13 protein-coding genes are annotated in these 14303 nt (G+C 67.3%); 8 read left to right on the top strand and 5 right to left on the bottom strand.

All coding sequences use genetic code 11. From position 1 onward, the window contains the following. Nucleotides 1-57: 57 nt before the first annotated feature. The gene (locus ACFXQA_RS02420) at nt 58-732 is read right to left on the bottom strand and encodes a YqaJ viral recombinase family protein (RefSeq protein WP_394518197.1); all 675 of its coding nucleotides are present in this window, start codon (nt 730-732) and stop codon (nt 58-60) included. A 380-nt stretch (nt 733-1112) separates the two neighbouring features. Between ACFXQA_RS02420 and ACFXQA_RS02415 the strand changes: the two genes are divergently transcribed. The 3 genes from ACFXQA_RS02415 (at nt 1113) to rplL (ending at nt 3309) form a co-directional block, all read left to right on the top strand. After that, entirely contained in the window at nt 1113-1979 is an 867-nt protein-coding gene (locus ACFXQA_RS02415; RefSeq protein WP_394518196.1) for a hypothetical protein, read from the top strand. Nucleotides 1980-2361: 382 nt separating this feature from the next. Then, entirely contained in the window at nt 2362-2877 is a 516-nt protein-coding gene (gene rplJ / locus ACFXQA_RS02410; RefSeq protein WP_394518195.1) for a 50S ribosomal protein L10, read from the top strand. Between the two features lie 45 nt (nt 2878-2922). Beyond that, nucleotides 2923-3309: a 50S ribosomal protein L7/L12 gene (gene rplL / locus ACFXQA_RS02405; protein WP_394518194.1), complete on the top strand. Its 387-nt coding sequence runs from the start codon at nt 2923-2925 to the stop codon at nt 3307-3309. Nucleotides 3310-3364: 55 nt separating this feature from the next. Here the strand turns inward: rplL and ACFXQA_RS02400 are convergent, their stop codons facing one another. Next, a complete protein-coding gene (locus tag ACFXQA_RS02400; protein WP_394518193.1) occupies nt 3365-4366 on the bottom strand; it encodes a LacI family DNA-binding transcriptional regulator in 1002 nt (333 codons plus the stop codon). 272 nt (nt 4367-4638) lie between these two features. Between ACFXQA_RS02400 and ACFXQA_RS02395 the strand changes: the two genes are divergently transcribed. The 4 genes from ACFXQA_RS02395 to ACFXQA_RS02380 all read left to right on the top strand — a co-directional run bounded on the left by ACFXQA_RS02395 (nt 4639) and on the right by ACFXQA_RS02380 (nt 10893). Next, nucleotides 4639-5961, top strand: a complete 1323-nt coding sequence (locus ACFXQA_RS02395) for an ABC transporter substrate-binding protein (RefSeq protein ID WP_394518192.1) — start codon at nt 4639-4641, stop codon at nt 5959-5961. Between the two features lie 88 nt (nt 5962-6049). Then, nucleotides 6050-7384, top strand: a complete 1335-nt coding sequence (locus ACFXQA_RS02390) for a carbohydrate ABC transporter permease (RefSeq protein WP_394519066.1) — start codon at nt 6050-6052, stop codon at nt 7382-7384. After that, nucleotides 7381-8352 carry a carbohydrate ABC transporter permease gene (locus ACFXQA_RS02385; protein WP_394518191.1) on the top strand — a complete coding sequence of 324 codons (972 nt, stop codon included), beginning with the start codon at nt 7381-7383 and terminating at the stop codon, nt 8350-8352. The genes ACFXQA_RS02390 and ACFXQA_RS02385 overlap by 4 nt, the downstream gene beginning before the upstream one ends. 54 nt (nt 8353-8406) lie before the next feature. Then, on the top strand, nt 8407-10893 hold the full coding sequence (locus tag ACFXQA_RS02380) for an HAD-IC family P-type ATPase (protein ID WP_394518190.1): 2487 nt from the start codon (nt 8407-8409) through the stop codon (nt 10891-10893). On the opposite strand, the gene ACFXQA_RS02375 is transcribed toward ACFXQA_RS02380, so the two are convergent. From ACFXQA_RS02375 to ACFXQA_RS02365, 3 genes are read right to left on the bottom strand one after another with little or no spacing between them, the layout of a single operon-like run. Beyond that, nucleotides 10841-11236, bottom strand: coding sequence for a hypothetical protein (locus ACFXQA_RS02375; RefSeq protein ID WP_394518189.1), 396 nt, complete (start codon nt 11234-11236; stop codon nt 10841-10843). The two genes, ACFXQA_RS02380 and ACFXQA_RS02375, sit on opposite strands and share 53 nt — an antisense overlap. Nucleotides 11237-11264: 28 nt before the next feature. Then, nucleotides 11265-11930: a DUF305 domain-containing protein gene (locus tag ACFXQA_RS02370; protein ID WP_394518188.1), complete on the bottom strand. Its 666-nt coding sequence runs from the start codon at nt 11928-11930 to the stop codon at nt 11265-11267. Nucleotide 11931: 1 nt separating this feature from the next. Further along, nucleotides 11932-12636 (bottom strand): DUF3105 domain-containing protein, encoded by a 705-nt coding sequence (locus ACFXQA_RS02365; protein WP_394518187.1) that lies wholly within the window; start codon nt 12634-12636, stop codon nt 11932-11934. A gap of 258 nt (nt 12637-12894) precedes the next feature. On the opposite strand from ACFXQA_RS02365, the gene ACFXQA_RS02360 reads away from it, so the two are divergent. After that, the gene (locus tag ACFXQA_RS02360) at nt 12895-14247 is read left to right on the top strand and encodes a multidrug effflux MFS transporter (protein WP_394518186.1); all 1353 of its coding nucleotides are present in this window, start codon (nt 12895-12897) and stop codon (nt 14245-14247) included. Nucleotides 14248-14303: the final 56 nt, after the last annotated feature.

Genomic DNA, 14303 nt, shown 5'->3' with positions numbered 1-14303 from the left:
TGCATCAACGATACGCGCACTAGTTGACTTTCGTCAACCAACTACTCCTGTCAGCTCTCAGCCCTCGGCGAGCGCGAGTGCGCGGAACCCTTCGCGGGGCGGCTCGGGAGACGGGACCGGCGCGCGTGACGCCATCGTCCGTCGGTGCAGTTCGTCGATGAGCGACGTCGCGAGATGCACCAGGCTGCCGATCTCGCGCTCGTCTCGGTCGACCCACTGGCATTGCGGCTCGTCGTCGACGGGCACGAACCCGTCGTGTTCTTCCCAGATGACAAGGGTGCGTTCGGCGCCGAGCACGTGCTGCTGCCACCACACCTGACGAAGGTAGGTGCGAGGGATGCTGCGCCACTTCTTGTTCGTGGTCTTGATCTCGGCGAGGATGACCCGGCCCGCAGCGTCCACCGTCACACCGTCGGGTGTCGCCAGATGCCGCTTCTCGACGACCGCGTGGAACAGTGCCGACGAGGGCTGGATGCCGTGCGTCGCGGCCACCCATGCGGCGATCTCGGGTTCGCGCGCACGGCCGTGCGCGGTGTAGGCGTTGCCCGAGAATCCTGAGCCCATCAGCTTCGCGTCCGCCGCGCGGGGAATGACCTTGGCGCTCGTGAGCGACGCGACGTCGGTCGCGGTGATGCCCCGCGAGCGAGCTCTGATCCACGCGACGCGGTCGCGGGAGTCCGCCACGATCCGCGCCGCGAGCTCGGGGCTGCGCACGGTCAGTTCGGGGGACATGCGTTCGATGCTAACCCCGCTCTCCGCCCGCCTCCCCCTGACGCGCCGCCCCTCCCTGACGCGCCGCCCCTCACTGACGCCGAGCGTCGAGACGACGTCATCTCGCCGAGACCACACGCTATCGGCGTCGAGTGGGTAGCGGGTCGGCGAGTCGACAGCGGGTCGACGGTTCCTCCCCAACGGGTGGGAAGGCGCGAGGCGGGCACAGTTGCGGGTGCGGCGGCCGGTCGCGGAAAGACGGGCGCGACGATCGACGGGTGAAGAAGGCGATTGTTCTGAAGGACGCGAGGCGGATGCTGCGTTCTCGGGCTGATCTGATCGGTCGGGGATGGTCCGACCGCCGCCTGAGAGTCGCGGTTGACAGTGGTCAGCTGCTCCGTGTGAGAAAGGGATGGTTCGTCACCCACACCGCCTGGAACGATCTCTGGCCGGAGGGCCGCCACCTGGTGCAGGTCGCGGCGGCCTCGAATGATCTGGTCGGAGGCACCCATGTCTTCTCTTACGTGTCGGCGGCGGTGCTGTGGAAGCTTCCGCTTTTCCGGGTCGCGCCCCTCCGAGTGCATGCGACGGGGACGACGCGACTGCACGCTGCGAGCACCCCCGGGGTGCAGCGACATGAGGATCGCCTCGACCAAGCGGACGTCGTCGTCGTGGACGGGATCAGGTGCACCTCATTGGAGCGGACGGCGCTTGACATGGCGCGCGTCTCCACGCCGGAGGCCGCCGTCGCGGTCGCCGACGCCGCTCTCACCGTCGGTGCGGGCGTGGACTATCGCGCCTACGACCAACGGGCGTCCGAGGAATGGCGCGAATCGATGAGCGAACGATTAGCGCGCGTCGGATCGATCCGAGGCATCCGTCAAGCGCGATGGGTAATGAACTTCGCAGACGGGAGGGCACAGCTGCCAGGGGAGAGCGTCAGTCGGCTCCAGCTGTCGCGGCTCGGGTTCGACAGCCCGTCGCTGCAGGTCCCGGTCCCCGGACCGGATGGTTCGACTTACTGGGTCGACATCGGACTGGACGACGTGTTCTCGTTCGGGGAGTTCGACGGCAAGACGAAGTATCGGGACGCGGCGATGCTCCACGGCCTCAGCATCGACGACGTGCTGCTGCGTGAGAAGCAGAGGGAGGACTGGATCCGGGGCACCACCCACCGCAGACTAGCGCGCTGGGGCGACGAACATATCGGGACCCCGGAGCTGCTGGGCGAGCGGCTGGCGTCGTTCGGAATCCGCCCCCGTGGGTGACCTCGCCATCGACTCGACATCGTCTCGCCGACCCGACACCTCAATTGGCACACAAGAGATGGCCGCTCGGCGAGACGACGTCATCTCGACGACGAGGGCGGTGCCAATTTGGCCACGGAGGGCGGTCGGGTTAGGGTGGGGGCAAGCCAAAGACCGCCGGTCATCGGGGTGCGCGAAAGCGCGTCGCGATCGAAGCAGCAGAAGCGAGATCCGCAAGGATCCGTGGAAAGCAGACCTGCGCAGGTGTACGAACGAATTTCCCGATCGGGAACCGCGCTCCGTGCCCTTGTGCCGGAGCGTTTTTCATTTGCTGTCAGGACGACCGGATGCTGCGGCCCGACGCCCGCTCCCGCGGTGCGTCTCGTAGACACAAGGAGTGGCCATGGCGCAGAAGGACGCATCGGTTGCCGAGCTCACGAAGCATTTCGAGGACTCGACCGCCGTTCTGCTGACCGAGTACCGCGGTCTGACGGTTGCCCAGCTCAAAGAGCTGCGCAACAGCATCCGTCAGGACGCGGAGTACGCCGTGGTGAAGAACACGCTGACCAAGATCGCCGCGTCCAACGCCGGCGTGACGGGTCTGGACGACGACCTCAAGGGTCCGTCGGCCATCGCCTTCGTGCACGGTGACCCGGTCGCCGTCGCGAAGGGGCTGCGCGCCTTCGCCAAGGCAAATCCTCTTCTCGTGATCAAGGCCGGGTACTTCGACGGTGCCTCCCTGACCGCAGATGAGGTCAACAAGCTCGCCGACCTCGAGAGCCGTGAAGTCCTGCTGGCGAAGCTCGCCGGCGCGATGAAGGCATCGATGTTCGGCGCCGCATATCTGTTCAACGCACCGCTGTCGAAGGCCGTTCGCACGGTCGATGCGCTGCGCGACAAGCAGGAGTCCGCAGCCTGACACGGTCAGGTTCGGTACGAATAACCCCGATCAAGGAGAATCATCATGGCAAAGCTCACCACTGACGAGCTGCTCGACGCCTTCAAGGAGCTCACGCTCATCGAGCTCAGCGAGTTCGTCAAGAAGTTCGAGGAGACCTTCGAGGTCACCGCTGCGGCTCCGGTCGCGGTCGCCGGCCCCGCCGCAGGCGGCGCTGCCCCCGTCGAAGAGGAAGAGGTCAAGGACTCCTTCGACGTCGTCCTCGACACGGTCGGCGACAAGAAGATCCAGGTCATCAAGGTCGTCCGCGAGCTCACCTCGCTCGGCCTCGGTGAGGCGAAGGCCGTCGTCGACGGTGCTCCCAAGGCCGTCCTCGAGGGCGTCACCAAGGACGCCGCCGACAAGGCGAAGGAAGCTCTCGAAGCTGCCGGCGCCGGCGTCACCCTCAAGTAAGCCCGTTACGAAGGCCCCGGATGCTGCGAAGCATCCGGGGCCTTCGTCGTTCGTGTCAGCGGGGCGGGGCGGTCGAGGCCCGCACCACGAGCTGCACCGGGATGGTGGAGCGTGCCGGTGCGTCGGCGTTGTCGACCATGCCCAGGAGGATGTCGACGGCCTGTTCGCCCTGGGCGGCCGGATGCTGTTCGACCGTCGTGAGGGCGAACATCTCGGCGTAGTCGTGGCCGTCGACGCCGACGACGCTGAGCTGCGCGGGGACGGCGATGCCGAGGCGTCGGGCGGCGACGATCGCGCCGATCGCGATCTCGTCGCAGGCCGCGACGATGGCGGTCGGGCGGCCTTCGACCTCCGCGAGGAGGGCGGCGGCCGCGGCGTAGCCGTCGGTGATGGTGAGCATCGACTCGTGCACGCGCGACCGGTCGGCCAGACCCGCTCCGCTCATGGCCTGCCGATAGCCGACGATGCGGTCGATGACGTCATGGGCCGTGGGTTCTCCCTGGGGCGTCGCACCGAGGAAGGCCACGGATCGATGACCGAGAGCGAGAAGGTGCTGCGTGATCATGCGCCCGATGGCCGTGTTGTCTATTCCGAGCGTGGCGATCTCGGCGAGCTCGTTGCCGATGCACACGGTGGGTTTGCCGAAAGAGAGCAGTCGGGCGATGTCGGCGTCGTCGGGCTCGAGGGCGACCGCGATCACCCCGTCGAACCTCTTGCGGGCCAGGAAGTGGCTGTAGAGACTCGCGCGGTCGCGCGAGTCGGGCTCGGCGACGTAGAGGGTCAGGTCGTAGCCGCGGGGGATGATCGACCGCTCCACGCCCTCGATGATCGAGCCGAAATACCAGCGGTTGACCCGGGGGACGATGAGGGCGATGGTGTTCGTCCGCCCGGTGGCGAGGCTGACGGCGCTGGTCGTGGGGACGTACCCCAGTGAGCCCGCGGCGTCTTTCACGCGGCGCCGCGTCTCATCCGAGACGTAGCCGCCGCCGGTGAGCGCACGGCTCGCGGTGGACTTCGAGACGCCCGCCAAGCGCGCGACTTCGGCGATTCCGCTCATTGGCACCTCCTCCATCTCGGCAACGATGCCCGCGGACGGCGACGACGCCGATCCGGATCATCCACACGATAGTCGAGAGATCGTCGAAAGAGAACCGGTTCCACATGAAGGCGCGGCAAACCGCAGCGAAGGCGCGTCGAGGTTATCGATTCGTGATGATTCAGCGTTGTGCACCGTATGAATCTCGCTTACGTTGGTGTGGAAACGGTTCCCGAACGGAAACCCTTGCGCGGATGCAAGTCGCATTCACGCCCTCGAAGAGGAGGAATCACATGATCAGTTCGCAGCGACGCCGCGTGATCGCACCGATCGCGTTCATCGGCATCGCGGGGCTTGCTCTTGCAGGCTGCGCAGAGGGTGGCACCTCGAACGACTCCGGCTCCGCCGAGGGCCAGACCGTCGAAATCGCCGGTGGCATCACGGGCGTGGAGGCCGACGACCTCAACGCGTCGTTCGACGCCTTCACCGAAGAGACCGGCATCACGGTCAACTACACCGGTGACAAGAGCTTCGAGGGGAACATCGTCACGAAGGTCGCCGGTGGCTCCGCCCCCGACATCGCGATCGTTCCGCAGCCCGGTCTCTTGAAGGCCCTCGTCGACACCGGCGAGGTTCAGCCCGCGCCCGAGGCCGTCGAGGCCAATGTCGACGAGAACTGGGCTCCGGACTGGAAGACGTACGGCACGTTCGATGACGTCTTCTACGCCGCCCCGATGCTCGGAAACGTCAAGGGGTACGTCTGGTACTCCCCGGCGAGCTTCACGGAGTGGGGTGTCGAGGTCCCCGAGACCTATGACGAGCTCCTCACGCTGACGCAGACCATCCGCGACAAGACCGGTGCCGCCCCGTGGTGCGCCGGCTTCGCCTCGGACGCCGCATCCGGCTGGCCGGGCACCGACTGGATCGAGGACCTCGTCCTCCGCCAGTCCGGCGCCGACGTGTACGACCAGTGGGTCGCGAACGAGGTTCCCTTCACCGACCCGCAGATCGCGGACGCCTTCGACGCGGTCGGTGAGATCCTCCTGAACCCCGACTACGTCAACGCCGGTTACGGCGACGTGAAGAGCATCAACTCCACCGCGTTCGGTGACGTGGCCGCGGCTGTCGCCGACGGTCGTTGCGCGCTGACCCACCAGGCGAACTTCCTCTCGGCGAACTTCCTCGAGGCGAAGACCGCTGAGGGCACGACGCCCGAGATCGGTCCCGAGGGCGACGTGTACGCGTTCCTGCTCCCCGGCATCAACGCCGACGATGAGACCTACGTCGAGGCCGGTGGAGAGTTCGTCACCGCGTTCTCCGATTCCGACGCCGTGCAGCAGGTTCTCGATTTCATGTCGACGCCCGAGTTCGCCAACGCCCGCGTCGAACTGGGCGGCGTGATCTCGGCGAACAAGAACGCCGACCCGTCGCTCGCGTCGAGTGAGTTCCTCACCGAGGCGATGGAGATCCTGCAGGACCCGAACACCGTGGTGCGCTTCGACGCGTCCGACCTCATGCCGGCCACCGTCGGCAACGGATCGTTCTGGAAGGGCATGGTCAACTGGATCGACGGCCGCCCGACCGACCAGGTGCTGAGCGACATCCAGGCCGGGTAGAAAAACCACTTCGACAGGGGGCAGCCCGATGGGGGTCACACGACCCCCGCGGCGCTAATCTCTCTCGGAACACGCGAAAGGTATGACAATGTCGCATACGCTCACCGCGCCGCCTGAGGCGTCGCCCGAGCCGCCCCGCGCGGACTCGACGCAGCCGGGCAGGCGAGCCGCGACCATCGGCGCGATCGTCGCCGCGGTCGTTCTGGTCGGAGCCCTCGTGCTGCTGTTCACCGCACCGGCGGTCGACGACGCACCGAAGACCTCACTCGGCTTCTCGCTCAACAGCTTCTTCGTCTGGATCGGCGGCCTCAACCCGCTCGTCCAGATCCCCATCGCCGTCGTCGCCTTCGGCATCGTCGTGGCGCTGATCCTCCTCGTGATCGAGTTCGCCCCGCGAGCAGGACGCGGCTATTTCTGGTTGCGGCTCGTCATCTGCTTCGCCGTCCCGGTGCTCGCCTTCCTGTTGCTGCGGCCGTACCAGAACGCCGTTCTCTACGTCGTGGCCATCGCCCTGGCGATGGGCGCGCTGCTGTTCGTCCTCGACTACCGCGCGCGGGCAGGGTCGGGCTACCTCTTCCAGCTCGTCACGTTCCTGCTCCCCGCGGCGATCCTCCTGTTGATCGGTCTGATCTACCCCGCGATCTCGACGATCTACCAGTCGTTCTTCGACAAGACCGGCGAACAGTTCGTGGGGCTCGAGAACTACATCTGGACGTTCACGAACCCCGAGGGCTTCTTCTCGGTCATCAACACGATCATCTGGGCCCTCTTCGCCCCCACGCTCTCGACCGCGATCGGCTTGGCGTACGCCGCGTTCATCGACCGGGCGCGCGGCGAGAAGATTCTCAAGCTCTTCGTCTTCATGCCCTTCGCGATCTCGTTCGTCGGCGCCGGCATCATCTGGAAGTTCGTCTACGACAACCGCCAGGGTCAGCAGATCGGTCTGCTCAACGCCATCGTCACGATGTTCGGGGGTGAACCGATCGGCTGGCTCGACCAGCAGCCGTTCGTCAACACCTTCGCGCTTCTGGCGGTGTTCGTGTGGACCCAGACCGGCTTCGCCATGGTCATCCTCTCGGTCGCCATCAAGGCGGTGCCCACCGAGCAGCTCGAAGCTGCCCAGCTCGACGGCACGACGGCATGGCAGCGCTTCATCAACGTGACGGTGCCCGGAATCCGGGCGTCGCTCATCGTCGTGCTCACCACCATCACGATCGCCTCGCTGAAGGTGTACGACATCGTCGCGGTCATGACCGGCGGCCGTTCGAACTCGAGCGTGCTCGGTTTCGAGATGGTGAACCAGCAGCAGCGATTCCAGAGCTACGGGCACTCCTCCGCTCTTGCGGTGGTGCTGTTCCTGTTCGTGCTTCCGCTGATCGTCTACAACGCGCGGCAGATGCGCAAGCAGAAGGAGATCCGATGACCGCGCTCAAGGAGGCGCCGGCGTACAGCCCGCGCGCCGCTCGCAAGGTGGCCCGTGACACGCGCCGCAACGAGAACCTCGCCCACAAGCGGCTGACGTCGAAGACCGCCACCATCATCGCGATCGTCATCGCGATCTTCTGGACCATCCCGACGTTCGGTCTGTTCGTCACCTCATTCCGCCCCGGCGCCGACTCGCAGACGAGCGGGTGGTGGACCGTGTTCGTGAACCCCGGGTTCACGCTCGACAACTACTCCGAAGCACTGACCTCGGGGGGCACGGCCCTGACCCTGGGCGACTCGTTCCTCAACTCGCTCGCCATCTCGATCCCGGCCACGCTCATCCCGATCTCGATCGCGGCCCTCGCCGCGTACGCGTTCGCGTGGATCGATTTCAAGGGCAAGAACCTGTTGTTCGTGTTCGTCTTCGCCCTGCAGATCGTGCCCATTCAGATGGCACTCGTGCCGCTGCTGAGCCTGTTCTCGCGCGGACTCGAGATCAACGGCACCGCCGTTTTCCCCGGGTTCGAACTGCGCGACGTCGATCACAGCTTCGCCACGGTGTGGATCGCCCACGCGATCTTCGCGTTGCCGCTCGCCATCTTCCTGCTGCACAACTTCATCTCGGAGATCCCGACCGAGGTGATCGAGGCGGCTCGCGTCGACGGAGCGGGCCACGGCCAGATCTTCTTCCGGATGATCCTGCCGCTGGCGATGCCGGCGATCGCGTCGTTCGCGATCTTCCAGTTCCTCTGGGTGTGGAACGACCTGCTCGTGGCGACGATCTTCGCGCCATCGTCGTCTCTGCCGCTGACGCAGACGTTGAACTCGCTGTCGGGCTCGTGGGGCGACCGCTGGTACCTGCAGTCCGCGGGCACGTTCATCTCGATCATCGTTCCGCTGATCGTGTTCTTCGCCCTCCAGCGCTTCTTCGTCCGCGGTCTTCTCGCGGGCGCAACGAAGGGCTGAGGGCCCGAGGCGGAAGCATCCGATCGCTTCGATGCCGATCGGTACAGTGAGCGAATGGATGCTTCCGCCTCTGCCTCCGCGGTCGTCGACGTGAACGAAGCGACCGGGCTGACGCGGGCGCAGGTCGCCGAGAGAGTCGCGGCGGGTCGCACCAACGCGTTCCGCGCCGACTCCAGCCGAAGCGTGGGCAGCATCGTGCGCGCCAACGTCTTCACCCTCTTCAACGCCATCGTGGGCGGGTGCTTTCTCGTGCTGCTCCTGCTGGGTCGCTGGCAAGACGCCCTCTTCGGGCTCAGCGCGCTGGCGAACGCGGTGATCGGGTGCGTGCAGGAGTTCCGAGCGAAAGCCGCGCTCGACCGGCTCGCGCTGCTCAACGCCCCCCTCGCCCGGGTGCGCCGCGAGGGCGCGGACGCCGAGATCTCGCCCGATGCGATCGTGCTCGACGATGTGCTGGTGCTGCGGGCGGGCGACCAGGTGCCGGCCGACGCGTCGGTGCTCGGCGGTCGTGGTCTGCAGATCGACGAGTCGATGCTCACCGGCGAGTCTGACGCCGTCGACAAGCGCCGCAGCGACGAGGCCCTGTCGGGGTCGATCGTGGTGTCGGGGGAGGGCACCGCACGCGTGGTGCGTGTGGGGGCCGACTCGTACGCCAACTCGTTCGCCGCCGAGGCCAAACGGTTCTCGATGGTCTCGAGCGAACTGCGGACGTCGGTGAACCGCGTGCTCACGTGGGTGGGGTGGGGTATCGGTCCGATCGGCCTCCTCGTGCTCAACGCGCAGATGGTCGCGGCCGGCGGGTGGGCGGAGGCCTGGCAGAGCGGGGCCTGGACGCAGGCGGTCGTCAACGTGATCGCGTCGCTGACGGCGATGATCCCCCTCGGGCTGGTGCTGATGACGTCGATCGCTTTCGCGGTGGGCGCGGCGAAGCTCGCGTCACGGCAGGTGCTCGTGAACGAACTGCCCGCGGTCGAGGGCCTCGCACGCGTCGACATCATCTGTCTCGACAAGACCGGAACGCTCACCGCGGGTGAGATCCGCTTCGACGGGGCGCACCCGTTGCACGAGGTCGACGGGTGGGAGGATGCTCTCGCCTGGTACGGGGCCGCGCCCGACGCGAACGCGACGGCGAAGTGCCTGCGTGAGCCGTACCCGCAGGCGCAGCCCCGCGCCGTCATCGCCAGCATCCCCTTCTCGTCCGCACGCAAATGGAGTGCGGTGTCGCTCGAGGGTGCGGGAGGCGGGACGTGGGTGCTCGGTGCCCCCGAGATGGTGTTCCCGGATGCGGCGACCGACACGGCGACGGCGCTGGGAGCGCTGGCGGTGAACCTGTCGTCATCGGGGCGACGGACGCTCGTTCTCGGGCACTCGCCCGCCGCCCTGTCGGAAGCCGACATGGAGTCCGAGCGCCTCCCCGAAGACGTCGCAGCCGTCGCCGTCCTCACCTTCCGTGAGCAGGTGCGACCCGACGCCGCTCAGACGCTGGAGTATTTCCGGCGCCAGGGCGTCAGCATCCGGATCATCTCCGGCGACAATCCTCGGACGGTCGCCGCCATCGCGCGGGAGTTGGGGGTCGAGGCGGGTGAGGGCATCGACGCCCGCACGTTGCCCGAAGACGAGGCCGCGCTCGGAGAGATCCTCGAGCGGAACATCGTGTTCGGGCGGGTGACGCCCGACCAGAAGAAGCGCATCGTGCTCGCCCTCCAGGCGCGGGGCCACACGGTCGCGATGACGGGCGACGGCGTCAACGACGCCCTCGCGATCAAGACGGCCGACATCGGCATCGCGATGAACTCCGGCGCCGCGGCGACCAAGGCGGTCGCCCGCCTTGTGCTGCTCGACAGCCAGTTCTCGCACCTGCCCGACGTCGTCGCCGAAGGGCGCCAGGTGATCGCCAACATCGAGCGCGTCTCGATGCTGTTCCTGACGAAGACCGCGTACGCGACGACCCTGGCGATCCTCTGCGGCGCGCTCGTGATGGAGTTCCCGTTCCTTCCGCGCCAGCTCTCGATCACCGATGGGCTGACGATCGGCATTCCGGCGTTCTTCCTCGCGCTCATGCCGAACGCGCAACGGTATGTGCCCGGGTTCTTGCGGCGGTCTCTGACCTTCGCCATTCCGGCCGGCGTCTTCATCGCGGTGGCCCTGACGGTCTACGCGCGTATCGCCGCGGGGATGGGCGTGGCAGAACCCCAGCTGCGCACCGGTGCCACGATCATCCTCGCCGTGATCGGCATCTGGGTTCTCGCCGTGCTCGCCCGCCCGATCGACCGGTACAAGGGACTCGTCATCGGCGGCATGTTCGTGGCCCTGCTGGGCATCTTCACGATCCCGCTGTCGACGGGGTTCTTCCAACTCATCGATCCCGGCGAAGACGCCGCGTGGCTCGTGGCGGGGGTGACCGTGCTCACGATCGGAGCGATCGAGATCGTGCGGATGCTCCACCGCCGTTTCATCGGCCGGGCACTGCAGGCAGACCCGTTCGCCGCGGTCAGCGGCGGAACCAGCGGCTTCCCGGCGGCGCCCACATCGCGACGACGATGAACGCCTGAGCGACCAGCGGAACGATGGTCGCGGCATCCCAGGTCGTCGTCGCGATCGCCAGGATCTGCAGTGCGTACTGCGCCGCGATGTAGACGGTCACGGCGAGCCGTGCGAGCCGGCTCCCGCGGCCGACGGCGGACGCCACCGCCAGGGTGAGGAGACCGAGGAGGATGATCGCGGCACCGAGGAGCGAGACGCCCAGCACGTCGCTCTCGGGCACCTGGTAGCGACTGAGCAGGATGAGCAGGCCCACGGCGGCGTTCAGGAGTCCGCTGAGGTAGACGAGGACGACCACGACCGTCACGAGGGCGGGCCGCGTGCGGAGGGCGGCGTCCGTCGTCATGCGATCACTGTAGCGCCGCCCGCAGGCGTCAACCGGTGCAGGCCAGCCGGGTCTGCATGCTGCGCATGGCGTCGATCTCGCTGGTCTGCGCGCTGATCATGCTCTCGGCGACCGTGCGTACGCGCGGGTCTTCGCCAAGCTCGACGACGGCCTCTGCCATCGGGATCGCGCCCTGGTGATGCCGGATCATGAGCGAGAGGAACAGGCAGTCGGCCTCGGGCTCGGAGGCCGACTCGAGCTCTGCCAGCTGAGCATCGGTCGCCATGCCCATGTCGGCACGCAGCTCGTCTTCCGTGGCCGTCTCGGGATCGTGCTGGTGGGCGGACGAATCGGCCATCCACGACATGAGGGGTCCGCCCGCCTGGGGGAGACCCCACTCGACGAGCCAGCCGAACATCTCGCCGCGCTGGCCCGCCTGTGCGGTGGCCATATCGTGGGCGAGGATGCGGAGTTCGTCATCGTCGGTGACGCGGTAGATGTCCATAGCCATGCGGATCGCCTGCTCGTGATGCACCTGCATGTCGCGCGCGAACCCGGCCTCGGCAGAGACCGTCGACGGCCTCACCGGCGCCGCGGAGGCTCCGAAAGCCGAGAACCGACCGATCGCGAAGGCCACGGCGGCGACGGCGAGGATCGCCACCGCGACGACGAGCCACCGCGTCGCGGGGCGCGGAGCCGTCGCTTCGTCGGTCATGTCAGAGCTTGCCGGGGCCGTCGAGGGCGCCCGAGCAGATGGCGTTCGGCTCGGGGGCGTTCTGGCTGCGCCAGTACTCCTCGAAGAACTGCGGGATCCGCTCGTCGCTCGCGGAGTCGAGCTTCAGCTGGTGGTCCCACGCGCTCAGCACGATGGGGGAGTCAAGGCCCTCGTAGGGGGAGAGCACCATGTAGGTGGCCGGGAGCTGCGACTTCAACGTCGCCAGTTCTTCGTCGCTGACGGCCGCGGCGTCGTAGGTGACCCAGACGGCGCCGTGCTCCATCGCATGCACGGCGTTCTCGTTCGCCTGCGGCTCGGTGTAGACACCGCAGTTCAGCCAGACCGCGTTGTGCTGTCCGCCGGCGGGGGGAGTCTGCTCGTAGTCGACGGTGCCTTCGACGTGGTCGTTGGGGAGATCGAACGTCTCGACGCCTTCGATCTCGACGCCGGAGCTGTCGGCGGCCGTGTACGTCGGCGCGGCCTTCGGAGCGAACGCGAAAGAAGCGATGACCAGGCCCACGATCGCGACGGCAGCGGTGCCGCCCACGACCCACCAGAGCAGCTTGCTGCGCCGGCGCTTGGCCAGCTGGCGCTGATACTCGGCCAGCTTCTCCTGGCGTTTCTGCTCGCGCTGCTGCTTGACGGTCTGGTTGATCTGCGACTGCTTGGCGGGGTTGCCGCTGGCGCGGCCATTCTCGGAAGACATATGCGGTGTGTGGACGCTTCTGCTCGGGGGCGAGGACACATCGGCGGTGCGCCGACGGTTTCACCCTATGCGGGCGATGGGGTTCGAGCCTGGGAATGCACTCGAACCGTCTTGTGAGACACGGTGCGAAGCGCGGATCGGTTCGATATCATCGATATCGGGCGACCGAATCGATTCGATTCCGCGACCCACCCCCTCCCCCCTCCATTCAGCCCGGCTCATCCCGGGTCGTCACCGATGTTCGAAACGAAGACTCTCGTGCGCGATACCGCTTCCCTTCCCGTGGTCGATCCGACGCCCACCGGGGGCGTCACAGACCGTCGGCCCGCGACGACGGGCGCCATCCGTACCCTCGGTTCCAACCCCATCACGGCGCCGATCATGTTGCACCCGGGCGATGCGATCGCGACGCGGCGCCGGGTGATCCTCATCGTTCTGCTCGGCGCACTGACGGCACTCGGGCCGTTCACGATCGACATGTACCTGCCCGCGTTCCCGATCCTGCGCGAAGACTTCCGGACGACCGAGGCCGCGATCCAGCTCACCCTGGCCGGCACCATGATCGGCTTCGCCCTGGGGCAGCTCATCGTGGGTCCGCTCAGCGACAAGGTCGGTCGTCGCATCCCGCTCCTGATCGTCACCGGTCTGCACGTGGTCGCGAGCCTTCTCGCGGCCGTCGCCCCGAGCCTCGAGCTGCTGGGCGCGGCGCGCGTGCTGATGGGAATGGGGGCTGCGGCGGGCGGCGTCGTCGCGATGGCCATCGTCCGCGACCTCTTCGGCGGCAAGCGGCTCGTGGTCGTGCTGTCGCGACTGGCCCTCATCACCGGTGTGGCGCCCGTCATCGCCCCGCTCGTCGGCTCTGCGCTCCTCCAGGTGATGCCGTGGCGCGGACTCTTCGTCGTTCTCGCGGTATACGGCGCCCTGATGCTGGGGTGCGCGCTGTTCCTCATCTTCGAGACGCTTCCGCCCGCCCGCCGGCAGGATCGCGGCGCAACCACCGTGCTGCAGCGCTACCGCAACGTCTTCGGCGACCGGGTCTTCGTCGGCGTGCTCGTGATCGGCGGCATGACCTTCAGTGGGCTGTTCTCGTACCTGTCGGCGTCATCGTTCCTCTTCCAAGGCACCTATGGGTTCGATCCGCAGATGTACGGCGTGCTCTTCGCCGTCAACTCGATCGGCCTCGTCATCGGCAACCAGATCGCCGCGCGCCTCGCCGCACGGTTCGGCCCGCAGTGGGTGCTCGCCTTCTCGACGTCTGCGTTGATCCTCAGCTCCGCCGCGATCATCGCCGCCGATCAGCTGGGCCTCGGACTCTGGGGCACGGTCGTGCCCCTGTTCGTCTTCATGACCTCGTGCGGATTCACCTTCCCGTGCGTGCAGGTGCTGGCTCTCGACCGGCACGGCAAGGCGGCGGGCACGGCGGCTTCGGTGCTCGGCGCGGTGAACTTCGGTGTTGCGGGCCTCGTCTCGCCCCTCGTCGGCTGGCTCTCCGGGTCGGAGGGCATCACGGCGACCTCGATGGCCGTCGTGATGTTCGGCTGCGCCCTCATCGGCGCCCTCGGTCTGTGGCTCGTCGTGCGCCCCCGTTCGGTGGCTCAGCTCACTCCCTAGTGCTCTCGCGCGGAACGCGTGTCCCGAATTCCGCGAGAAATTGCCTCGATCGTTGC

This window comes from Microbacterium shimangi (genome assembly GCF_043556445.1).
Lineage (GTDB): Bacteria > Actinomycetota > Actinomycetes > Actinomycetales > Microbacteriaceae > Microbacterium.
The sequence above is the reverse complement of the archived record's forward strand: the minus strand, read 5'-3'. Positions and strand labels throughout refer to the sequence as shown.